At 72.6% G+C, this 21,305-nt stretch carries 18 protein-coding genes and 1 pseudogene; 6 read left to right on the forward strand and 13 right to left on the reverse strand.

All coding sequences use genetic code 11. The features are described 5' to 3' along the window. Positions 1-83: 83 nt before the first annotated feature. The 6 genes and pseudogenes from IF02_RS36205 to IF02_RS0110035 all read right to left on the reverse strand — a co-directional run. Positions 84-185: pseudogene (locus IF02_RS36205) on the reverse strand (sulfite reductase); the annotation flags it as partial. 113 nt (positions 186-298) lie between these two features. Next, positions 299-1,456: a substrate-binding domain-containing protein gene (locus IF02_RS0110015; RefSeq protein ID WP_030155454.1), complete on the reverse strand. Its 1,158-nt coding sequence runs from the start codon at positions 1,454-1,456 to the stop codon at positions 299-301. A 44-nt stretch (positions 1,457-1,500) separates the two neighbouring features. Beyond that, complete coding sequence (locus IF02_RS0110020; RefSeq protein ID WP_051696088.1) at positions 1,501-2,574, reverse strand: ABC transporter permease; 1,074 nt, start codon at positions 2,572-2,574, stop codon at positions 1,501-1,503. Beyond that, positions 2,571-4,124, reverse strand: coding sequence for a sugar ABC transporter ATP-binding protein (locus IF02_RS0110025; protein WP_106977258.1), 1,554 nt, complete (start codon positions 4,122-4,124; stop codon positions 2,571-2,573). Before IF02_RS0110025 ends, IF02_RS0110020 begins: the two co-directional genes overlap by 4 nt. A gap of 162 nt (positions 4,125-4,286) precedes the next feature. After that, positions 4,287-7,121 (reverse strand): SpoIIE family protein phosphatase, encoded by a 2,835-nt coding sequence (locus tag IF02_RS0110030; protein WP_030155460.1) that lies wholly within the window; start codon positions 7,119-7,121, stop codon positions 4,287-4,289. A 130-nt stretch (positions 7,122-7,251) separates the two neighbouring features. Then, complete coding sequence (locus IF02_RS0110035) at positions 7,252-8,181, reverse strand: cyclase family protein (protein ID WP_030155461.1); 930 nt, start codon at positions 8,179-8,181, stop codon at positions 7,252-7,254. Positions 8,182-8,359: 178 nt separating this feature from the next. Here IF02_RS0110035 and IF02_RS0110040 point away from each other — a divergent pair, with 178 nt between their 5' ends. From IF02_RS0110040 to IF02_RS0110055, 4 genes are all read left to right on the forward strand, one after another. Further along, on the forward strand, positions 8,360-9,481 hold the full coding sequence (locus tag IF02_RS0110040) for a PP2C family protein-serine/threonine phosphatase (RefSeq protein ID WP_030155463.1): 1,122 nt from the start codon (positions 8,360-8,362) through the stop codon (positions 9,479-9,481). A 257-nt stretch (positions 9,482-9,738) separates the two neighbouring features. Continuing rightward, on the forward strand, positions 9,739-11,151 hold the full coding sequence (locus IF02_RS0110045; protein ID WP_030155465.1) for a family 2B encapsulin nanocompartment shell protein: 1,413 nt from the start codon (positions 9,739-9,741) through the stop codon (positions 11,149-11,151). Positions 11,152-11,219: 68 nt separating this feature from the next. Next, entirely contained in the window at positions 11,220-12,500 is a 1,281-nt protein-coding gene (locus tag IF02_RS0110050) for a family 2 encapsulin nanocompartment cargo protein terpene cyclase (protein ID WP_030155466.1), read from the forward strand. A 14-nt stretch (positions 12,501-12,514) separates the two neighbouring features. After that, entirely contained in the window at positions 12,515-13,411 is an 897-nt protein-coding gene (locus tag IF02_RS0110055) for a geranyl diphosphate 2-C-methyltransferase (protein ID WP_030155468.1), read from the forward strand. Between the two features lie 32 nt (positions 13,412-13,443). Here IF02_RS0110055 and IF02_RS0110060 read toward each other — a convergent pair whose 3' ends face one another. Then, positions 13,444-13,659, reverse strand: a complete 216-nt coding sequence (locus IF02_RS0110060; RefSeq protein ID WP_030155470.1) for a hypothetical protein — start codon at positions 13,657-13,659, stop codon at positions 13,444-13,446. A 235-nt stretch (positions 13,660-13,894) separates the two neighbouring features. Here IF02_RS0110060 and IF02_RS0110065 point away from each other — a divergent pair, with 235 nt between their 5' ends. Together IF02_RS0110065 and IF02_RS34740 are read left to right on the forward strand one after the other, a co-directional pair. Continuing rightward, positions 13,895-14,683, forward strand: a complete 789-nt coding sequence (locus tag IF02_RS0110065) for a peptidoglycan recognition family protein (protein WP_078621993.1) — start codon at positions 13,895-13,897, stop codon at positions 14,681-14,683. Positions 14,684-14,964: 281 nt separating this feature from the next. Beyond that, positions 14,965-15,123: a hypothetical protein gene (locus IF02_RS34740; RefSeq protein WP_158708477.1), complete on the forward strand. Its 159-nt coding sequence runs from the start codon at positions 14,965-14,967 to the stop codon at positions 15,121-15,123. Between the two features lie 6 nt (positions 15,124-15,129). Here IF02_RS34740 and IF02_RS0110075 read toward each other — a convergent pair whose 3' ends face one another. The 6 genes from IF02_RS0110075 to IF02_RS0110100 all read right to left on the reverse strand — a co-directional run bounded on the left by IF02_RS0110075 (position 15,130) and on the right by IF02_RS0110100 (position 21,218). After that, positions 15,130-15,939: a class I SAM-dependent methyltransferase gene (locus IF02_RS0110075; RefSeq protein WP_420708117.1), complete on the reverse strand. Its 810-nt coding sequence runs from the start codon at positions 15,937-15,939 to the stop codon at positions 15,130-15,132. A 77-nt stretch (positions 15,940-16,016) separates the two neighbouring features. Beyond that, complete coding sequence (locus tag IF02_RS0110080) at positions 16,017-17,048, reverse strand: carbohydrate kinase family protein (RefSeq protein ID WP_051696090.1); 1,032 nt, start codon at positions 17,046-17,048, stop codon at positions 16,017-16,019. Next, positions 17,045-18,034 carry a zinc-dependent alcohol dehydrogenase family protein gene (locus tag IF02_RS0110085; RefSeq protein WP_030155476.1) on the reverse strand — a complete coding sequence of 330 codons (990 nt, stop codon included), beginning with the start codon at positions 18,032-18,034 and terminating at the stop codon, positions 17,045-17,047. The genes IF02_RS0110080 and IF02_RS0110085 overlap by 4 nt, the downstream gene beginning before the upstream one ends. Next, on the reverse strand, positions 18,031-18,855 hold the full coding sequence (locus tag IF02_RS0110090; protein WP_078622017.1) for a carbohydrate ABC transporter permease: 825 nt from the start codon (positions 18,853-18,855) through the stop codon (positions 18,031-18,033). The genes IF02_RS0110085 and IF02_RS0110090 overlap by 4 nt, the downstream gene beginning before the upstream one ends. Further along, positions 18,855-19,826 (reverse strand): carbohydrate ABC transporter permease, encoded by a 972-nt coding sequence (locus IF02_RS0110095; RefSeq protein WP_030155479.1) that lies wholly within the window; start codon positions 19,824-19,826, stop codon positions 18,855-18,857. Before IF02_RS0110095 ends, IF02_RS0110090 begins: the two co-directional genes overlap by 1 nt. 21 nt (positions 19,827-19,847) lie before the next feature. Then, positions 19,848-21,218, reverse strand: a complete 1,371-nt coding sequence (locus IF02_RS0110100) for an ABC transporter substrate-binding protein (RefSeq protein ID WP_030155480.1) — start codon at positions 21,216-21,218, stop codon at positions 19,848-19,850. Positions 21,219-21,305: the final 87 nt, after the last annotated feature.

A 21,305-nucleotide genomic window follows, 5' to 3' on the forward strand; every position in this document is an offset into this window, starting at 1 on the left:
TCCCCATCACCGCAACCGCCACCGACACCACCACGGCAACCGCCACCACCACCTTCCCCCTCACCATCAACTGGTTCTGATCAGCGGCGGCCGGGGGCGCGGCGGTGTTCCAGGAAGGCCGTGAACGGGGCGATCCCGGTGCCCGGGCCGACCATCACGGCCGGTGTCCCGGGCCCTGCGGGCGGAAGTGCGCCGAGCGCCGGACGAACATGACGGGCGGCGCCGCCCCGGGGTTACGAGCGGCTGCGCGGGCGCGCCCACCGGCCGTGAGGTGCGCGTTCACGTGAGCACGACCGGGTCAGCCGTGCCAGATCTTCTCGTACGCCTCCTGGTAGCCCTCGGGATCCCAGGAGGTGGCCCCGGCGCTGTTCTCGGCCGTCGCGATGTGCACGGGAGCCACGTATCCGCTGGCCGGCTGCCCGGCGAAGGCGCGGTTGAACTCGTCGACGATCTGCCAGCCCTGCTGCGAGAGCGGCTCCGGGACGGTGGCGGCCTGGTACTGCTCGCTGTTGATGCGCCGGAAGGCGGACGGGTCCCCGTCCCCGGCGCCGATGTTGAAGGGCGGCCCGGCGCCGGGCTTGCCCGCGGCGCGGAAGGCGGGCGCGGCATCGTCGAAGTAGAGGTCGTTGATGGCGACGGAGTACGTCCACCGCTTCTGGAGCCGGGACAGCAGCGAGGCGACCTCCTGGGGGGTGCGCCGGCTCGCGTCCGGGATCGGGATGTTCTTGTGCGCCAGGAGCTCGACGCCCGGGCAGGCGGCGAGCCGCTGCTCGATCAGCTTGGACTTCGTACCGGCGAACGGGATCGAGTCGTCGGTGAACACGACGACCCCGGCGGCCCCCTCGGACCGGGCGATGACCCAGTCCGCGCTGGCCTTCGCCACCTCCTCCACCTTCGTGGTGACGTTGGTGAAGAGCCGGGGGTTCGTGCTCGGGCCGGGGGCGCTGACCGCGTGCCAGCCGATGAGCGGGATGCCCGCGGCCTCGGCCCGCGCCACCTGCTGCGAGGTCAGCCGGGGATCGAAGCCGCCGATGACGATGCCCGAGGGCTTGAGGGTGATCGCCTGGCTGAGCGCCGCCTGGATGCCGGCCGGGGTGCCCTCCCCGTCGATCACCCGGACGTTCCAGCCGATGGCCTGCGCGGCCTCCTGTACGCCCTTCGCGACTCCCGCGACGCCCGGGTTGGTCATGGTCTGCGCGACGTAGACGAGGTTCTTGCCGGAGACCGCTTCGGGACCGCTGGTGGGGCCGTTCCACGCGGTGTCGGTGCTCTCGGCCCGCTGGACCGTCGCCTTCGCCTCCTGGAGGACGGCCGGGCAGCCGGCCGCGGACGGACCGGTGGCGTTCGACGAGCCGCCGCCCCCGCACCCGGCGATGGCGCCGACGGCCGCGGCCAGCAGGGCGGCGGCCGCGCGGGCGGTCCTGCGGTTCGGGCACGCCGGCTGCGTCGGATGCATCGGATGCGTTGGGTACTTCGGGTACACGGTGCTCCTGAGCTTGTCTAGGGGGTGCCGGTGCCTGTGCCTGTGCTGGTGCCGTCGTCGTCCGCCGTCGCGACGGCGTCGGTACGCAGCCGACGCCGGGCCGAGTAGCCGGCCAGGCCGACCGCGATGAGCAGCGTGCAGCCGTTGAACAGCGGAGTGGCCCAGAACTGGGCGCCGAGCTGGCCGATCCCGGCGAGCCCGATGGCCAGTACGGCCACGGCCACGAGGGTCCCGATGGCGTTGGCCCGGCCCGGCCTGATCGCGGTGGAGCCGAGCAGCGCTCCGACGAACGCGGGCAGCAGGTAGTCCAGGCCGACGCTCGGGTTGCCGATCTGCTGCTGCGCGGCGAGCAGCACGCCGGCGAACCCGACGATCGTGCTGGAGCAGGCGAAGGCGTAGACGCAGTACCGGTGGGTGGGGATGCCGATGATTTCCGCGGCCCGGGGGTTGGAGCCGATGACGTACAGGTACCGGCCGAACGGCAGCCGCTCCAGCACCAGCCACAGGACGATGACGAGGCCGAGGACGTAGAAGGCGGGGACCGGCAGGCCGAGGAACCGGGCGTCGTAGAGGTCGGTGAAGGCGGCCGGGAGACCGTCGGGACCGGGGACGATCCGGCCCCCGTCGGTGATCCAGCCGGTGATGGCGTACATGATGCTGCCGGTGCCGAGCGTGGCGATGAAGGCGTCGATGCGGGCGAACTCGACGATGACCCCGTTCACGGCGCCGGCCAGCGTTCCTCCGAGGACGACCGTGAGGCAGGCGAGCGGCCAGGGCCAGCCCTTCTCGACGATGAGGAACAGCACCAGGACGTGTGCCAGACCCAGGCCGTAGCCGATGGACAGGTCGAACTTGCCGCTCGCGATGGGGACCGTCACGCCGAGCGCGAGGATGGCCGGGATCGACTGGTTGGAAAGGATCGAGGAGACGTTGTCCAGCGTGGGGAAGGTGTCCGGCAGGAGGACGGTGAAGAGCAGGAACAGCAGGACGGTGAGGGCCAGCAGCCCGTACGTGCCGATGAAGTGCCCGTGCCCGCGCCGGTGCCCGTGCCGCTGAGCCGGCCGCGTGAGGCGGGACGACGACGGGCTCACCTGCCCTCCGCGCTTCCGGTGATCGCGGGCAGGGCCGAGGCGGTGCGGGTGAGTTCGGTGATGCTCAGGGCTTCCCCCGCGAGCTCCGCCACCACGGTCCCCCGCCCGAACACCAGCGCGCGGTGACACACGTCGGCGATCTCCTCGAAATCGCTGGAGATGAGCAGGACCGCCAACCCGCCGGCCAGCGCTTCGTCCAGGAGCCGGTGGATCGACGCCTTGGCGCCGACGTCGACGCCGGCCGTCGGCTCTTCGAGGATCAGCAGGCGCAGACGGCCCCGGAGGCGGCGCCCGACCATGACCTTCTGCTGGTTGCCGCCGGACAGGGTGGCGATCGGCACCTCGCTGTCGCGGGGGAGTACGGAGAACCGCTCGATCAGGGCGGCCGCCTCGGCCCGCTCGCGCCGCGGAGCGATCCAGTGCCAGGCCGGCACTCCGGCGGCCCGGGGATTGGCCAGGAAGTTCTCCCGTACCGTCAGTTCCGCGGCGCAGCCCTCCTCCTGCCGGTTGGCGGCCACGAAGCCGACCCCGGCACCGAGGGCGGCGGCGACCGTACGGGGGTGGTACGGGCGGCCGTCGAGCAGCGCCCGCCCGCCGAACGGCGGCAGTGCGCCGGCGAGGGCGCGGCCGAGGTGCATGTGGCCGGCGCCGGTCAGGCCGACCATGCCGAGGACCTCGCCCTCGCGCAGCTCCAGGCTGACGGGACCGGTGCGTTCGGTCGTCACTCCGTCGAGGCGCAGCACGGGCGGGCGGCGGGCGAATGGGGATGCGGATGCGTATGCGGGTGCGGGTGCGGGTGCGGGTGCGGGCAGGGATGCGGGCGCGGGGGCTGCGGCGCGGGGCGGGCGCCTGGCCGGCTCGTGGCCCACGATGTCGCGCACCAGCCGGGCCGGGCCGTACGCGGCGAGGGGACCCTGGCTGACGAGCCGGCCGTCGCGCAGGACGGCGAAGGAGTCGGCGACCTCGTACACCTCGTCGAGCCGGTGGCTGACGTAGAGGATGCCGTGCCCCCGGTCGCGCAGGGCGTGCAGGACGCCGAAGAGGCGCGCGCAGTCCGCGGCGGGGAGGGTGGCGGTCGGCTCGTCGAGGACGAAGAGCTCCGCCCGCCTCGCCAGGCCGCGGGCGATCGCGACCAGTGAGCGTTCGGCGGGCGCGAGGTCGGCGATCCGGGCGTCGGCGGCCAGGTGCCCGGCGACGATGCCCAGGGCCTCGGCGCAGCGCTCCCGGGTCTGCCGCCAGGAGATCAGGCCGTGGCGGCGCGGGTATCCGGTGCCCAGGGCGATGTTCTCGGCGACGGTCATCCACTCGACCAGGCCGAGGTCCTGGTGGATGAAGGACATGCTGTGCGAGGCCGCCTCGGAGCCGAGCGGGTGCCCGGCCACGGTCACCTCGCCCTCGTCGGCGCGGTGGACCCCGGCGAGCACCTTGATGAGGGTGGACTTCCCGGCGCCGTTGGGGCCGAGGAGGGCGAGGACGCTGCCGCCGTGGACGTCGAGGCTGACCGCGTCCAGGGCGACGGTGCCGCCGAACCGCTTGCCGAGACCGCGCATCCGGACGAGGGGTTCTGCGCCGGAGGGCGGGGGCGAAGGCGGGGGTGAGGGCGTGGGGCTGTCGGGAGTGGCGGGAGTGTCATGCACGGACTTCTCCGGGGCCGCCTGGGGAGATGGTGCTGCGGGGAGGTGCAGCGTGAAGCGGTGAGGACATCGGTGATGCTACTGCCGGCAGTGGAGATATGGGCGATATGTCGGCCGCCAGGCCGCGTCCAGGGCGCATTCGGCCCAGATGACCTTGCCGTGCGTGGTGTACCGGGTGCCCCAGGCGTGGGCGAGCTGTGCGACGAGGAAGAGCCCGCGGCCGCCCTCCTCCGTGGTGGCCGCCCGCCGCAGGTGCGGGGCGGTGTTGCTGCCGTCGGCGACCTCGCAGATCAGCGAGCGGTCGTGGACCAGGCGTACCTGGATGGGCTCGGTGCCGTAGCGGACCGCGTTGGTGACCAGCTCGCTCAGCATCAGCTCGGCGGCGAACGCCAGCTCGTCCAGCCCCCAGTCGGCGAGCTGGCGGGTCGCGGCGGCGCGGACGCCGGCGACCAGGGACGGGTCGGCGGACACGTTCCAGGTGGCGATCCGGTCGGCGGGCACGGTACGGGTGCGGGCGACGAGCAGCGCGATGTCATCGGCGGGGTGCTTGGGCGCCACGGCGTCGATGACCGCCTGGCAGGTGTCCTCGGGCGAGCGGTCCGGCTCGGCCAGGGTGCGGCTCAGCTGGTCGAGGGCCACGTCGAGGTCACGTTCGCGGTCCTCGATCAGTCCGTCCGTGTACAGGACCAGCGTGCTGCCCTCGGGGAGCTCGATCTCCGCCGTCTCGAAGGGCAGGCCGCCCAGGCCCAGCGGCGGTCCGGCGGGCAGCTCGGGGAAGGTCACCCGGCCGCCCGGGTGGACGAGCGCGGGCGGGGGGTGCCCGGCGCGGGCCATGGTGCACAGCCGCGACGTGGGGTCGTAGACGGCGTAGAGGCAGGTGGCGCCGACGATGCCGGTGCTGCCGGAGTCGTTGTCACCGCCCTCCTCCCGGTCGAGGCGCACCAGGAGGTTGTCCAGGTGCGTGAGGAGCTCGTCGGGGGCGAGTTCCAGCTCGGCGAAATTGCGGGCGGCCGTACGCAGCCGGCCCATGGTGGCGGCGGCGTGCAGTCCGTGGCCGACGACGTCCCCCACGAGGAGGGCGACGCGGGTGCCGGAGAGCGGGATGACGTCGAACCAGTCGCCGCCCACCCCGGATTCGGCGGGCAGGTAGCGGTGCGCGACTTCGACGGCGCCCTGCTCGGGCACGCCGTGCGGAAGCAGGCTCTCCTGCAGGGCCAGGGCCAGGGTGTGCTCGCGGGTGTAGCGGCGTGCGTTGTCGATGCACAGGGCGGCGCGGGCCGCGAGCTCCTGGGCCAGCCAGCTGTCGTCCTCCCCGAACGGGGCGGGGTCCTGCGAACGGTAGAAGCTGGCGATGCCGAGCAGGACTCCGCGGGCGAGGAGGGGAACGGAGACGAGGGAGTGCACGCCGCGGGAGAGGATCCCCTGCGCGTGCTCGGGCTCCTGGCCGATCCAGCCGACGGCCTCCCGCAGGTCGGGCTCCAGCACCGCCTGCCCGCTGTCCAGGCACCGCATGTGGGGGGTGCCGGCGCGCAGCTCCACCCGGCCGACGGGGTAGAAGGGGCAGTCCTCGCGTATGCCGTGGACCACCGTGCGGTGCAGCTCGCTCCGGGGATCGGCGGACTCCTCGCCGCGCAGTACGGCCTCCGGCACGTCGATGGTGACGTAGTCGGCCAGGCGCGGGACCGCCATCTCGGCGAGTTCCCACGCGGTCCGGGTCACGTCCAGTGTGGTGCCGATACGGGTGCTGGCCTCGGCCAGCAGCTCCAGGCGGCGGCGCGCCGCGACGGCGTACTTGCCGACTTCCGGCTCGCCCACCAGCACCAGGCCCCTGACCTTGCCGGGGGCGGGTGCGCCACGGGCGGGCGGTGCCGCGTCGGACGGGCCGGGAGGTGTCCCGTGCGGCGATCCGTGGGGCGATCCGTGCGCGCCGTACGGTGACCCGTGCGCTCCGTGCGGCGGTCCCGCACCGGTCGCGACGGACAGGTGGTGGTGCTCGGGCGGCGGCTCGCCGGTGAACACCGCCTCGACGACGATGCCCTCCACCCCGGAGCGGCTCGTCACCGGGCTGCTCAGCAGCGTGACCCCCCGCCCGTGGGGCAGGAACACCTCGACGGCGGCCCGCCCGGTCGAGGAGATGAGCTCGGTGGCCTTCTCCTTGAGGATCATCTGATCGTGCAGGTCCAGCCCGCTGTCGCCGAGCTGCTCCAGCCCGATCATCGGCCCCTGCCCGGGATCCGCGCCGTTCCGGGCCAGGTGGCCGGCGTCGAGGTACGCCCGCAGCAGCGCGCGCTCCCGCTCCGAACGCTGCTCCATCAGCCGCCGCTCGATGGACTCGGCGGCCCGGCGGACCAGGACGGGCAGCGCCGGGTGCTCGTAGCCGTGCGGGTACCCGAAACAGAGCACGCCGACGATGTGCCCGCTCAGCTGGTCGCGGATCGGGATCGCGGAACAGGCGTTCGACTGGGAGCGCTCGGCGAAGTGCTCGGCCCCGTAGACCTGCACCAGGTGCCGTTCGGTGAGTGCGAGACCGATGCCGTTGGTCCCCGCGAACCGCTCGGCGAAGACGAAGCCGGGGACGCTCTGGATGGGCGGCAGGCTGCGGGCCAGGGTGGGCTCCCCGAAGCGGCGCTGGAGCACCGTCCCGTTCCCGTCGGCGAGGGAGACGTTCATCTGGCTGCCCGCGAACCGGGACGCCAGCTGGTCGAGCACGGGCTGGGCCGCGTGTACGAGCCGGCTGTCCGGGTCGAAATCGTCCCGGTACGGAAGGTCCGTCTGGTCCGGCGAGAGTCCGAGGGACTGGCAGCGCTGCCACGAGTCCAAGATCGGGCTCCGTACCCCGTCCGCGATCGGCTCGCCCACCAGGAACCGCTCACGGGAGCGTGCGGGGCCGATCTGCTCTCCCGTGGCCCCCATACGCATCACTTCCCCTTACCGAGCGCTCGGCCGCGGCGAGGCGCCACAGCGGAGCGCTTACACCGAGCAAGTGCTTTCCGAGTATATTCCCACCTATTTGTTCGCATCAGAGGACGGCGGCTTGTCCGCATCAGAGGACGGCGACCGGATTGACGGGGGAACCCGTCCCGCCGGGCACGTTCAGCGGCGCCACGACGATCATGAACTCGTGGCGCCCCGCCCCGGCGCAGGCGGCCGAGAGCGCCTCCAGGTCCAGGTTGTCCAGCAGCGGCACCCCCATGGCGGCCACGGCGAGGGCATGGACGGGGGAGTGCACGCCCTCGACCGGCGAGGGGCGCAGGTCGCTGTCCCCGTCGCCGCCGAGCAGCGCGACGGCCCGCTCGGCCAGCAGCGGCACGGCGTCCACGTGGAAGCCCGCGCTCGCGGCGTCGGAGTCCCAGGGGCCGAGTTCCCGGCTGCGGCGGAAGCGGCCGGAGCGCAGCAGCACCGCGCAGCCCTCGTCGATCGTCACGCCCAGTGCCCGCTCCGCCGCGAGGACGTCCTGCGCGTGGACGGCCTGCCCGGGCTCCAGCCAGTCGGCCCCGAGGACGGCGGGCAGGTCGAGGAGCACGCCCTTGGTGACGAGGGGGCCGAGCGCGGCCACCGCGCCGAATCGGGCACCCCCGGCGCCGATGGCCTCCCGCGCCGGGCGGCCCCCGTAGAGCAGCCCTTCGTACGCGACGTGCGACAGCGCGTCGAGGTGGCTGACGGCCTTGCCGTGGTAGTCGACGGCGAGGAAGTCCTTGTACGTGGCGGGTTCCGGGGCCTCCACGTCGCCGAGGTCGGACATGTAGTGCAGGGCGGGCCTGTGGTTGTCGGGTCCTGGCCGGGTGTCCCAGGGCAGCCCCAGCGGCACCGCCGTTCCGGACCGGACCAGGGCGGCGGCCCGCCGTACGTGGTCGGGGGTGACCCGGTTCCAGGCGCCGCGGTCGGCCGGGGTCCAGCGGCCCCAGGTGCGGACCTCGGCGAAGATCGCGTCGAACTCCCGACGGGAGACCCGGCGCTCGGGGCTGCTGCTCATCCGGACTCACCGCTCCAAGGCTCGGCGGGGTCCCGCTCCGGGGGAGGGCGGGACCGGGGAACGGGCGCCCCGACACCCGCACCGCGTCACATGCCCGCAGGTCGCGGGCGCTACGCCTGACAGGCCCCGCACGGGCGAACGGTGGCGGCAATCGGCTCCGACGGCGCAGGCTGGTTCCATGCGGGTGCCCTTCCGCTCACCTCCTCGACCGGGAGCAGGCGGCCACCACCAGATCCTTTTCGTACTCGCGGAGTGTCTGCCCTTCGCGATCGCGCTCTCGGTGCTGACCATCGAATTCACGCCCGCGCACGTGCTGTACACCGGTCCCCTCCTGGTGGCGACGCCGGCACTGGCCGCGGTGGCGATGGGTCCCAAGGGCACCCTGGCGGCGGTGGCGCTGGCCGTGGCCGTGAGCGTCACCACCGCCACGTACAACGGGGCCTGGGGCAGCCAGCAGGTCTACACCAACTTCCTGGCCCTGTTCCTGGTGTCGCTGGCGAGCCTCGCGACGAGCAGTACCGTCCGCAGGCGGCGGGAGGACGAACTCGAACAGGTCCGCCGGATCGCCGTGGCGGCACAGGAGGCCGTGCTGCGGCCCGTACCGGTCCGGCTCGGTCACTTGCGCGTGGCCGGCATGTACCTGGCGGCCGAGACGGGGGCGCAGATCGGCGGCGACCTGTACGAGGCCGTGCAGACGCGGTACGGGGTCCGGGTGATCGTGGGCGACGTCCGGGGCAAGGGTCTGCCGGCCGTACGGGCGGCGGCGGCCGTGCTGGGCGCGTTCCGGGAGGCCGTGCACTACGAGGACGAACTGGCGGGGGTCATAGGCCGCTGCGAGGCGGCACTGCTGCGGGACGCGGCCGTGCCGGGCGTGATCGACCCGGGAGCCCTCGTGGAAGGGTTCGTCACCGCGCTGGTGGCGCAGGTGCCTGACGGGCCCGTGGTCGAGGTGGTCAATCGCGGCCATCCGCCCCCGCTGCTGCTCCGTGGCGGGACGGTCCGCGCCCTGGAGCCCGGCTGCCCGCTGCCGCCGCTCGGCCTGGCGGAGTTCATCGCCGGGGCTCCCGGTGTGGCGGACCGCTACTCCTTCGCGCCCGGGGACCGTCTGCTGCTGTACACCGACGGCGTCATCGAAGCCCGCGACAGCGCCGGCGACTTCTTCGCCTTGCCCGATGCGATGGAGGCGGTGGGGGCGGCGACCGACGCGCACGAGTTCCTGGACGAGCTGCACCGGGCACTGCTCCGGCACACCCGGCACCGTCTGGCGGACGACGCGGCGATGTTCCTCGTCGACCGGTGAGGATCGGCCGGAGGCGCTGCGAGGGACAGGTGTTCGACCTGGCCTGAATGTCGTCGTACCGGTCCGTAAACACCGCGCGGGACAAGATCGCCGTATCGAGGTAATGGCAACGACTCAAGGGGCTGATGTGGTGAGTTGATGGTTAGTGTGCTCCCGGATCTGGACGGATTGCCCGGAATTCCGCCCCTGACCTTCTTCTCCCACCGGTGACGTGTGCGCGTCGCCGGTCACCGCCCCGACGAAGGAGCGCCTGCCCGATGACCGTGGACACCAGCCCGGAGGCGCAGCTCGAACCGCCCCGGCAGACCAGCCTGGGCACGGCGGCTGCCCGCAACCTCGCCACCACCACCAAGTCCGCACCGCAGATGCAGGAGATCACCTCCCGCTGGCTGCTGAAGATGCTCCCCTGGGTGGAGACCAAGGGCGGCACCTACCGGGTGAACCGCCGGCTGACCTACACCGTCGGCGACGGCCGCATCGAGTTCGTCCAGGACGGCGCCCACGTCCGGGTGATCCCCCGCGAGCTCGGCGAACTCGCCATGCTGCGCGGCTTCGACGACCTGGAGGTGCTCACCGCGCTCGCCGCCCGGTGCGTCCAGCGCGACTTCCGCGCCGGTGAGGTGCTCGTCGAGCGCGGCACCCCGGCCAACGAGATCCACCTGATCGCCCACGGCCGGATCAACCAGACCTCCGTCGGCAAGTACGGCGACGAAGTCGCGGTCGCCGTACTCGCGGACGGCGACCGGTTCGGCGACAACGCCCTGCTCGACGGCGCCGGCGGCTGGGACTACACCGCGACCGCCGCCACCCCGGGCACCCTTCTCACCTTGTCCCGCTCCGACTTCGCCGCCGTACTCTCCTCGGCGCCGCATCTCCAGGCCCACGTCCAGCAGTTCGGCTCGCTGCCGCACCAGCGGCAGAACAAGCACGGCGAGGCCGAGATCGCCATGTCCGCCGGCCACACCGGCGAGCCCGAACTGCCCGGCACCTTCGTCGACTACGAGCTCAACCCGCGCGAGTACGAACTCTCCATCGCGCAGACGGTCCTGCGGGTGCACACGAGGGTCGCCGACCTCTACAACGAGCCGATGAACCAGACCGAGCAGCAGCTCAGGCTCACCATCGAGGCGTTGCGCGAACGCCAGGAGCACGAGCTGGTCAACAACCGGGAGTTCGGTCTGCTCCACAACGCCGCCTTCAAGCAGCGGATCCAGACCCACTCCGGTCCGCCCACCCCGGACGACCTCGACGAGCTGCTCTGCCGCCGCCGCGGCACCAAGCTCTTCCTCGCGCACCCCAAGACGATCGCGGCGATCGGGCGCGAGTTCAACGCCCGCGGGCTCTACCCGGACCACGTCGACCTCGGCGGACAGCAGGTCCCGGCCTGGCGCGGAGTCCCGATCCTGCCGTGCAACAAGATCCCGATCAGCAAGGAGAACACCAGCTCGATCCTCGCCATGCGTACCGGCGAGGACAACCAGGGCGTCATCGGCCTGCGCCAGACCGGACTGCCGGAGGAGTACGAACCGGGCCTGTCGGTCCGCTTCATGGGCATCGACGAGCGGTCGATCATCTCCTACCTGGTCTCCACCTACTACTCCGCCGCCATCCTGGTGCCCGACGCGCTCGGCGTGCTGGAGAACGTACAGATCGCCCGCAGGCACGACTGACCGGCACGGCGACCCGGGGCCGCGCCCGGGAACCGGGACAGCCCCACTACCCCACCAAGGAGTCACGGATGCCCGATCCCGGGCCTTCCCCCGCGCAGTCGAGCCTCCCCGCCGCCGCGGCCGCCTTCGGGACGTACGGTCACGGCCGCGGCATCGAAGCCGTCGGCTGCATCCGGCCCGAGCAGCTCGCCGTGCCCGCCCCCGCAGGGCCGCCCGCCCCCGCCGGGCCGCCGCCGGCTCCCGCGGGCACAGCGGGCCCCGCCCTGGAGCGGATCCTGCGCGGCCCCAGCGGTCTGGGCACGGTGGGCCTCCATCTGGCCCGGCGCGAGGAGCCGCCGCCGGCCGCGGCGCCGGAGCCGCCGGAGCCGGCGGCGGGCCGTCCGGTCCCGGGCCTCTACCACCACCCCGTACCCGAACCCGACCCCGTACGGGTGGAGGAGGTCAGCCGCAGGATCAAGGCATGGGCGGACGAGGTCGACCTCTACCCGCCGGAGTGGGAGGACCAGTTCGACGGCTTCTCCGTGGGCCGGTACATGGTCGCCTGCCACCCGGACGCCCCCACCATCGACCACCTGATGCTCGCCACCCGGCTGATGGTCGCCGAGAACGTGGTCGACGACTGCTACTGCGAGGACCACGGGGGCTCGCCCGTCGGCCTCGGCGGACGCCTGCTGCTGGCCCACACCGCACTCGACCCCCTCCACACCACGACCGAGTACCAGCCGCAGTGGTCGGAGTCGCTGCACTCGGACGCCCCGCGGCGCGCGTACCGCTCGGCCATGGAACACCTCCTCCAGGGAGCCACCCCGTCCCAGGCCGACCGCTTCCGGCACGACATGGCCCGGCTGCACATGGGGTACCTCGCCGAGGCGGCCTGGGCCGAGACCGACTACGTCCCGGAGGTGTGGGAGTACCTGGCGATGCGCCAGTTCAACAACTTCCGCCCCTGCCCCACCATCACCGACACCGTCGGCGGCTACGAACTGCCCGCGGACCTGCACGCCCAGCCCGCCATGCAACGGGTCATCGCGCTCGCCGGCAACGCCACGACCATCGTGAACGACCTCTACTCGTACACGAAGGAACTCGCCAGCCCCGGCAAGCACTTGAACCTGCCCGTGGTGATCGCCGAACGCGAGGGCGTCTCCGTCAAGGAGGCCTACCTCAAGGCGGTCGAGGTCCACAACGACCTCATGTACGCCTTCGAGGCCGCGGCCGCCGACCTGGCCGCCGCCTGCCCCGTCCCGAGCGTGCCGCGCTTCCTGCGCGGCGTCGCCGCCTGGGTCGACGGCAACCACTACTGGCACCAGACCAACACCTACCGCTACAGCCTGCCCGACTTCTGGTAAGGATGGATTTATAAGTGACCAACACCGATCTCACCGTTGCCCCCGCCGCCGCGACCGCCACCTCGGCGTTCATCCCGGCCCCGGCCACGCCCTACCAGGGCGACATCGCCCGCTACTGGGACCACGAGGCCCGGCCGGTGAACCTGCGTCTCGGCGACGTCGACGGCCTGTACCACCACCACTACGGCATCGGTGACATCAACCGGGCGGCCCTCGGAGACGCCGAGGACAGCGCCTACGAGAAGAAGCTGATCGCCGAGCTCCACCGGCTGGAGTCGGCGCAGGCCGACGTCCTCCTGGACCACCTCGGCGAGATCGGCCAGGGCGACACGCTCGTGGACGCCGGCTGCGGCCGCGGCGGATCGATGGTCATGGCCCACCAGCGGTTCGGCTGCAAGGTCGAGGGCGTGACGCTGTCGGCGAAGCAGGCCGACTTCGCGAACCAGCGCGCCCGCGAACTCGGCATCGAGGACTCCGTCCGCGCCCGTGTCTGCAACATGCTCAACACGCCGTTCGAGACGGGCCAGGCCGCGGCCTCGTGGAACAACGAGTCGAGCATGTACGTCGACCTGCACGACCTGTTCGCCGAGCACTCCCGCGTCCTGGCCGTCGGCGGCCGGTACGTGACCATCACCGGCTGCTGGAACCCCCGTTACGGGCAGCCCTCGAAGTGGGTCTCCCAGATCAACGCGCACTTCGAGTGCAACATCCACTCCCGCCGGCAGTACATGCGGGCCATGGCCGACAACCGCCTCGTACCGCAGGCCGTCATCGACCTGACCCCCGCGACCCTGCCGTACTGGGAGCTGCGGGCCACCTCCTCGCTCGTCACCGGCATCGAGGAGGCGTTCATCAACTCGTACAAGGACGGCTCGTTCCAGTACCTGCTGATCGCGGCCGACCGCGTCTGAGGGGTGGGCGGGCCCGTGACCCGCGGGCCCGGCTACTCGGAACGGCGCTCCATCACCCGCCGCGCCACCTCGCTCTCGGCGGCCGGGGGTGACAGCTCGTCCAGGGTGTCGATGTCGGTGTCCCGCTCCAGCTCCTCCTCCCAGGCCGCGGCGAGCCGCTCCTGCTCGTCACGCGGCAGGCCGTCGACGGTCTCGCGGTGTGCCGGGTCGAGGGCGGTCAGAAAGCGGTCGACGGCGTCGAAGGACATCCCGTACTCCTTGGGCGGCTGGCTGGATGGCTGTATGGCTGGGCGGGAGGCAGTGTTCCCGGCCCAGGATGTGAGAGACGGCCCGGCCGGGGCACAGGACGCGGCCCGGGCCGCACCCGGATGGCGGCCCCCGCTCACCCCGTGGCGCCGCCGGGAAGCCGATCACCGGTGTGTCATACGTGCTCCGGCGGACCGGGCCCCTTCAATGGGCAGCCTCCGACCGAAAGGGCACGGCATGACCTCCCCCGCGCAGCACACCCGCCGAGCGGTCGTCACGGGCGCGTTCGCCCTGGCCGCCGGCTCCGCGCTCTCCCTCGTCCCGGCGGGCCGCGCGCACGCCGCGGCCGCCGCCGCGGCCGGACCGGAGATCGTGAGCTGCGCCGGCTGGGGAGCGCGGGCCGCGTCCGAAGCCGTGGTGGTCCTGGCCAATCGCCCGGAGCGGATCATCGTCCACCACACGGCGACGCTCAACGTGACCGACTACTCGCAGCAGCGCGCGTACGCCCTGGCCCGGGCGATCCAGACGTACCACATGGACGCCCAGGGCTGGATCGACACCGGTCAGCACTTCACGGTCAGCCGCGGGGCGTTCGTGATGGAGGGCCGCCACAACAGCCTCGCGGAACTCCGCACCGGCAAGCGCCAGGTGCGCGCGGCGCACTGCGTCGGGCAGAACACGGTCTCGATCGGCATCGAGAACGAGGGCACGTACATGACGGAGGAGCCGCCGGCCGCGCAGTTCGCGGCGCTGGCGGACCTGTGCGCCCACATCTGCACCCAGTACGGCCTGCCCGCCTCGGAGATCTACGGCCACCGGGACTTCAACTCCACCTCCTGCCCCGGCGACCGCCTCTACGCCCTGCTCCCGACCCTGCGCAAGCAGGTGGCCACCCGCCTGGGCACGCCCCTGACCGACCCCCAGGCGGACCCGATCCAGGACCTGATCCACGAGGCCACCACCCACGCCCTGTCGCCCTACCCGGAATACGTCCCCGAGCGACTGCTGCGCCAGGTCGCGCCGTAGTTCCACCGTCCGGTCGGCGGGGTGATGCTCCCATCCCGCCGATGGTCGCGCGCCCCGCCGCCGTCGGCGATCGGGGAAATCCGGCACGAGCCGGTGCCGCGAGGCGTGTTGGAGGACGCCCTGACACGGGTACGTGACGAGGTATTCGACATCTCCGCCCCAGCACCTCCCGCACCGCACCGGTTGCCCGCCTCCACCCGTATTTTCATGACGAGAGGCGGGCCCGGGACGGGATTTCGGGCGGCCCGGACAGCGCACCCATCCGGACAGGAGTGATCCACATGTCCTTGCTCGCCACGATCCTCGTCGTCGTCGGCCTCTGGTGTGCTGCCTCGGTCGCCGTGGCCTCCTGCTTCAGCGCCTACCGCATCTGGTGCCGCAGCGAGAAGCGGCGCCGGGGCGCGTCCGGCCGGCTCGGCGCGGAGACGGGGCGCTCCTGACCCCCGTCACGCGGGCAGCGGGCGCCGGCCCCAGGCGGTGATCATTCCCGGCGAGAGCGCGGCGCAGTCCGGTGAGCCGAGGTACCGGACCGCCTCCTCGATCGTCGTGTCGTCCACCAGCCCGGTGGCCACGATCGACTCCCTGGCCCGGTCCCAAGTCCCCACCCAGAAGCGGCTGATGGGGCTGCCCGGGATCAGGGGAGGCACCCGTACCTCGGCGGCGACCGACACGAGTCCCGCGTCCCGCACGTGCTGCGGGTACTGCGCGACCCACGAGACGTCGGTGCCGATCGTGTCCCGCAGCCCCTGCCACATGGCCTGCATGACCCGGGTGTACGGGGTCTGCGGGGCGGTGGGGCCGGTCAGGTCGATGGCGTCGCTGAGGACCAGCACCCCGCCCTCGGCCAGCAGGCCGCCGAGCCGGGCGATCATGCTCCGCCACGAGGGCAGGTGCATCAGCACGAAGCGGGCGTGCACGAGCTGGAAACGACGGCCGGGGTCGAAATCCGGCGCGCTGACGTCCGCCTCCAGGACATCGAGCCCCGGCAGTGGACGGGCGGCGAGGAAGCGGACGTCGCGGTCGACCGCGAGCACGCTCGCCACCCCGGCCTCCTCGACCAGCCGCCGGGCGACGGTGCCGGTGCCGGCTCCCACGTCCAGGCAGTTCCAGCCGGGCCCTGCGCCCAAGGCCCGCAGGCGGTCCATCGTCATGTCGTCGTACGCGAGCGCACCGAGGTCGATGCGATCGTCCTCGCCGGCCTGCTCGGGCCGGAACACCGCCTCGCCGTAGCGCCCGCGCCCGGCACCTGTGCTCATGTGGCCCATTATCGCCGTCCTGCCCCGGCCGCGCCCGGCGCGCGGGGACGCCCGGAGGCCGCTCCCCGGACAGCCGGTCAACGCCCTCGATCCCCGGCCGCCCAGCGGGCGAGCTCGGTGCGCGTCGGCGGGTCGGCGCCCTCACGGGTGCAGGTCAGTGCCGCCGCGCGGGCGGCCAGGGAGAGCGCCGAGGCCACGCGGCGGTCCAGGTGTGCGGAGGCCGTCGCCTCGCGCAGTGCCCGACGGGCGCGGGCGGCGCCGGGTGCTCCGGCCAGGTCCGCGGAGGCCAGCAGCCCGGTGTGGAGCAGCCCGCTGACCAGACCCGCCATGAAGGCGTCGCCCGCGCCCACGGTGTCGGCGACCTTGACCGCGGTCGCCGGCACATCGCACCGGCCGCCCGGCCAGAAGACCCGCGCGCCCGCGCCGCCCGAGGTCACGACGACGAGTGCGGGGCCGCTCCCGTCCGCCCAGCGCCGGGCGGCCTCGTCGGGGGACTGCCCGGGGTAGAGCCGGCCGAGGTCCTCCTCGCTGGCCTTCACCACGTCGCTCAGCGCGACGAACCGTTCGGCGCGCAGCCGCTCCCGGTCGGCCCCCGTGAGCAGCGCGGGCCGGATGTTCGGGTCGTACGAGACCGTGGCGGTGGGCCGGGCGGCCTCGACGGCCGCGAACACCCGGTCGGCGCCCGGGGCGAGCGCCGTCGCGATCGACCCGGTGTGGAGGCGGGCCGGCGCCGGTTCGCGAGCGGATGCGGCGAGCGCGGCGAGCGGGGGATCCCAGGTGATGTCGAACGTGTAGTGCGCGGTGCCCGCCGCGTCCAGCCGGGCGGTGGCCGTCGAGGTCGCCCCCTCGGTGAACGACCCCGGGGTGAGCACCACACCGCTGCCGCGCAGGTGGGCGTGCAGGTCGCGGCCCGGCCCGTCGCGGCCGATCCGGGTGGCGAGCCGCACCGGGTGGCCCAGCCTGGCCAGGCCGAGGGCCACGTTGGCCGGGCTGCCGCCCGGGCGGGCACGCCGGACCCCGTCCTCGCCGGTCAGAACGTCGGTGATGGCTTCGCCGATGACGAGGGTCGGGGCATTTGCGGCCGGTCCCGGTCCCGGTCCCGCCGTCACGGGGTGACCAGGATCTTGCGGCCCTGCCCGGCCCGGAACCGTTCGAGCGCGGCCGCGTAGTCGGCGAGCGGCAGCCGGTCGCTGATGAACACGTCCGGGTCCAGGACGCCCGCGGCGAAGAGCTCCGCGGCCCGCTCGTAGCTGTGCAGGACCGCCATCGACCCGGTGATGGTGATCTCACGGTTGTAGATGCGGTACGGCTCGATCGTGGCCCGGGCCGCGTAGTCGGCCACCCCGAACTGGAGGTAGGTACCGCCCCTGGCCACCCGGCCGAGGGCGTCCTGGATGGCCCGTTCGCTGCCGCTCGCGTCGATGACGAGGTCCCAGCCGCGCGGCCGGTCGATCTCGTCCGCGGAGCCGACGGCGTGGGAGCAGCCGAGGGTGCGGGCGGTCGCCAGCCGCTCGGGGTTGATGTCGACGATGTCGACGGCGACGGCGCCGGTGCGCTTGGCGAGCTCCATCATCATCAGGCCCATCGTGCCGGAGCCGTAGATCAGGACGCTGCTGGCGAGTTGGGCGCGCAGGACGTCGTACCCCCGTACCGCGCAGGAGAGCGGCTCGATGAGGGCGGCGTCCTCGGCGCGGACGTGGTCGGGGAGCCTGACGCAGTTGGCTGCGGGCGCGACGGCGAACTCGGCCGCCGCTCCCGCGACCGTGACGCCGATGGCGGAGTAGCGCTCACAGAGGTTGTTGCGGCCGATCCGGCAGTAGTGGCAGGCGTTGCAGTACAGCGACGGGTCGACCGCCACCCGGTCGCCGATGGCCAGCCCGCTCACCCCGGTGCCGTACGCGACGACGGTGCCGGCGAACTCGTGGCCCGGCACGATCGGCAGGCTGGGCGCGAACTCGCCCTGGAGGATGTGCAGATCGGTTCCGCACAGGCCGCACGCGGCGACCTGGACCACCACCTCCCCGGGGCCGGGCTTCGGATCGTCGACGGTCTCGATCGTCACGACGCCGGGAGCGCTGATGACGGCTGCTTTCACTTGACTGCTCCAAGGGAGAGGCCCTGGACGAGCTTGTCCTGGGCGGCGAACCCGGCGATGAGGACCGGCAGCGAGATGCACACGGCGGCGGCGCACACCTTTGCGAGGAAGAGCCCCTGGCTGGTGACGAACCCGGTGAGGAAGACCGGTGCGGTACCGGCCACGACTCCGGTCAGGACCCGGGCGAAGAGGAGCTCGTTCCAGCTGAAGATGAACGAGATGAGTGCGGTGGCGGCGATGCCGGGCGCGGCGACGGGCGCCACGATCCGCACCAGGGTGGTCGGCAGCCCGGCACCGTCGATGGAGGCCGCCTCCAGGATCTCCTTGGGTACCTCGGCGAGGAACGAGCGCATCATCCACACCGCGATCGGCAGGTTCATCGAGGTGTAAAGGATGACCAGGAGCCAGATGTTGTCGAGCATCCCGGTGTTCCGGGCGATGAGGTACAGCGGCAGCAGCCCGGCCACGGCGGGGAGCATCTTGGTCGAGAGGAAGAAGAACAGCACGTCGGTCCACTTCCGGACCGGCTTGACGGACAGGGCGTACGCGGCCGGCAGGGCCAGCGCCAGGACCAGCAGGGTCGACACGACGCTCGCCGTGGCCGAGTTGATCAGCGGCGGCCACGGGCTCGTCCCCGTGCTCGCCCCGAAGAACTCGCGGTAGCCGTCCAGGGTGAGCGCGCCGCCCAGGCTGGGCGGGTTGGTCGCGGCGTCCTGCTCGCTGTGCAGCGAGGTGAGGACCATCCAGGCGAACGGCAGGAAGAACAGCAGCCCGCAGAGCCAGGCCGCCAGGCCCCGGATGCTGCGGCGGACGAGGGCGATCACAGCGCCTCCTCGCGGAACAGGGACGAGACCGTACGCAGGGCGAACGTGGCGATGAGCATGGAGCAGAGGACGACGAGCACGCCCTCGGCGGACGCCTGGCCGTAGTCGTGTGCCTGGTAGAAGGTCTCGTAGACGGTGTAGGGCAGGTTGGCGGTGCCCAGGCCGCCGGAGGTGAGGGTGAAGACCGCGTCGAAGTTCTGGACGACGTAGATGCTGCCCAGGAGGGCGGCCAGCTCCAGGTAGCGGCGCAGGTGCGGGAAGGTGAGGTGGCGGAAGACCTGCCAGGTGCCGGCCCCGTCGACGTGCGCGGCCTCGACGATGTCGGGTGGCCGGCTCTGCAGCCCGGCGAGCAGGATCAGCATCATGAACGGCGTCCACTGCCAGATCAGCGACACCTCCACCGCGACCAGCGGGAGACTGGACATCCAGTCGGGCTGCGGGGCGCCGTCGCTGCCGAACAGGCTCCAGATCCAGGTGAGCGAACCGTTGATCAGCCCGTACGAGGCGTTGTAGAGGGCGTGCTTCCACAGCAGGGCGGAGGCCGCCGGGACGACGAGGAACGGCGCGATCAGCAGGGTGCGGACGATGCCGCGGCCCAGGAAGCCGCGGTCGAGCAGCAGGGCCAGCCCGAGACCGAGGAGGAGGCTGGTGAGCACCACCGCCGAGGTGAGGACGACGGTGGTGAGGAGCGAGGACCTCAGCGCGGGATCGGTCAGGGCGTTGCGGTAGTTGGCGAGGCCGCCGAAGCCCCGGTCGTCCGGCGCCAGGGCGTTCCAGCGCATGAAGGAGATGACCAGGGTGGCGACGAACGGCAGCTGCGTCACCGCGATCAGGAAGACCAGGGCCGGCAGCAGGGGTGCGCGCCGGGCCCAGGCGCCGCGGGGCCGGGATCCGGTGGGGCGGGCGGCCCGGTGCAGGGCGCCGCGCAGGGCGGTGCGAGGGGGTTTGGCTGTCAGAGGGGCGGTCATGGGGAGCCTCCGTCCTGCCGCTCAGTTGCCCGCGTACTTCTTGGCCACGGCCTCGGCGCGGGACTGGCCCGCCTTGAGGGCTTCCTCGACGCTGGTACGGCCCGCGATGGCGGAGCTGATCTGCTGGGACACCTCGGTGCCGAGGTCGGTGAACTCGGGGATGCCGACGAACTGGATGCCCGGGGCGGGCCGCGCCTGGACCCCCGGGTTGGCGGGATCGGCCGTGGTCAGCGCGGACTTGGTGGCGTCGGCGAAGGCGGACGCCGCGGCCAGGTACTGCGGGTTGGCGTAGGTGGAGGTGCGCTTGCCGGCCGGGAGCCGGGACCAGCCGAGCTGCTCGCCGACGAGGTTCTCGTACTCCTTGCCCGATGCCCAGGAGACGAACTTCCAGGCGTCGTCCTGGTGTTTGCCGGCCTTCTGCAGGCCCCAGGCCCACGTGTAGAGCCAGCCGGAGCTCTTGGTCTGCTCGACGGGGGCGGGCGCGTAACCGACCTTGCCCGCCACGGGGGAGGCCTTGTCCTCCAGGGGGCCGGCGGCGGAGGTGGCGTCGTACCACATGGCCACCTTGCCCTGCTCCATCTCGTTGAGGCACTCGGTGAACCCGGCCTGGGGGGCGCCGGCTTCGCCGTGGTCGCGGACCAGGCCGACGTAGAACTTCACGGCCTTGGTGAACTCGGGGCTGTCGAGCCGCGCCTTCCAGTCCTTCTCGAACCAGGTACCGCCCATGGTGTTGACGACGGTGGTCAGCGGGGCCATCACCTCGCCCCAGCCCGGCAGGCCGCGCAGGCAGATCCCCTTCATGCCGGGCCGGGCCCCGTCGGCCTTCGCCGCCAGCTCGGCGACCTGCGCCCAGGTGGGGTTCGGCGGCATCGTGAGGTTCTTCTCGGCGAAGACGTCCTTGCGGTACATCAGGAACGAGGACTCGCCGTAGAACGGCTCCGCGTAGATCTCGCCGGAGGCGGTGAGGGACTCCTGGATCGGGGGCAGGATGTCGCCCTGGTCGAAGGCGGAGTCGGCCCTGGCGCGGGCGGTGAGCGGGGCGAGCCAGCCGTTCTTGGCGTAGATGGGCGTCTCGTAGTTGCTGATGGTGGCGACGTCGTACTGGCCGGCCTGGCTGGCGAAGTCCTGGCTGATCTTGTCCCGTACGTCGTTCTCGGGCAGCGCGGTGAAGTTGACCTTGATCCCGGTGGCCTTGGTGAAGTGGTCGGCGGTGAGCTTCTGGAGGTCCACCATCTGGGGGTTGTTGACCATCAGTACGTTGATGGAGCGGCCTCCGGAGCCGCCGGCGGCTCCGCCGGCGCCGGAGCACGCGGCGAGCACGGCCATGCCGAGGCCGACGGCTGCCGCTCGGGAGGCTCGGGCGGCGGCTCTGCTGGTTCCTCGGGTCGTCATGGTGGTCCCCTTCTCGGTGGTGGTTCCGGGCATGCCGAAGACAGGCGTGGAGTGCGGAGCGCGGAGTGCGTTGGTGTGGCCGGGCGT

Source organism: Streptomyces sp. NRRL S-244 (assembly GCF_000717915.1).
In the GTDB taxonomy this organism is placed as follows: domain Bacteria; phylum Actinomycetota; class Actinomycetes; order Streptomycetales; family Streptomycetaceae; genus Streptomyces.

Bases quoted from the DNA above. Each gene is read 5' to 3' on its own strand.
- IF02_RS0110015 (WP_030155454.1), bottom strand. From the start codon at position 1,456: ATGCATCCGACGCAGCCGGCGTGCCCGAACCGCAGGACCGCCCGCGCG.
- IF02_RS0110025 (WP_106977258.1), bottom strand. From the start codon at position 4,124: ATGCGCGGTCTCGGCAAGCGGTTCGGCGGCACCGTCGCCCTGGACGCG.
- IF02_RS0110030 (WP_030155460.1), bottom strand. From the start codon at position 7,121: ATGGGGGCCACGGGAGAGCAGATCGGCCCCGCACGCTCCCGTGAGCGG.
- IF02_RS0110035 (WP_030155461.1), bottom strand. From the start codon at position 8,181: ATGAGCAGCAGCCCCGAGCGCCGGGTCTCCCGTCGGGAGTTCGACGCG.
- IF02_RS0110040 (WP_030155463.1), top strand. From the start codon at position 8,360: ATGCGGGTGCCCTTCCGCTCACCTCCTCGACCGGGAGCAGGCGGCCAC.
- IF02_RS0110045 (WP_030155465.1), top strand. From the start codon at position 9,739: ATGACCGTGGACACCAGCCCGGAGGCGCAGCTCGAACCGCCCCGGCAG.
- IF02_RS0110050 (WP_030155466.1), top strand. From the start codon at position 11,220: ATGCCCGATCCCGGGCCTTCCCCCGCGCAGTCGAGCCTCCCCGCCGCC.
- IF02_RS0110060 (WP_030155470.1), bottom strand. From the start codon at position 13,659: ATGTCCTTCGACGCCGTCGACCGCTTTCTGACCGCCCTCGACCCGGCA.
- IF02_RS0110065 (WP_078621993.1), top strand. From the start codon at position 13,895: ATGACCTCCCCCGCGCAGCACACCCGCCGAGCGGTCGTCACGGGCGCG.
- IF02_RS34740 (WP_158708477.1), top strand. From the start codon at position 14,965: ATGTCCTTGCTCGCCACGATCCTCGTCGTCGTCGGCCTCTGGTGTGCT.
- IF02_RS0110075 (WP_420708117.1), bottom strand. From the start codon at position 15,939: ATGAGCACAGGTGCCGGGCGCGGGCGCTACGGCGAGGCGGTGTTCCGG.
- IF02_RS0110095 (WP_030155479.1), bottom strand. From the start codon at position 19,826: ATGACCGCCCCTCTGACAGCCAAACCCCCTCGCACCGCCCTGCGCGGC.
- IF02_RS0110100 (WP_030155480.1), bottom strand. From the start codon at position 21,218: ATGACGACCCGAGGAACCAGCAGAGCCGCCGCCCGAGCCTCCCGAGCG.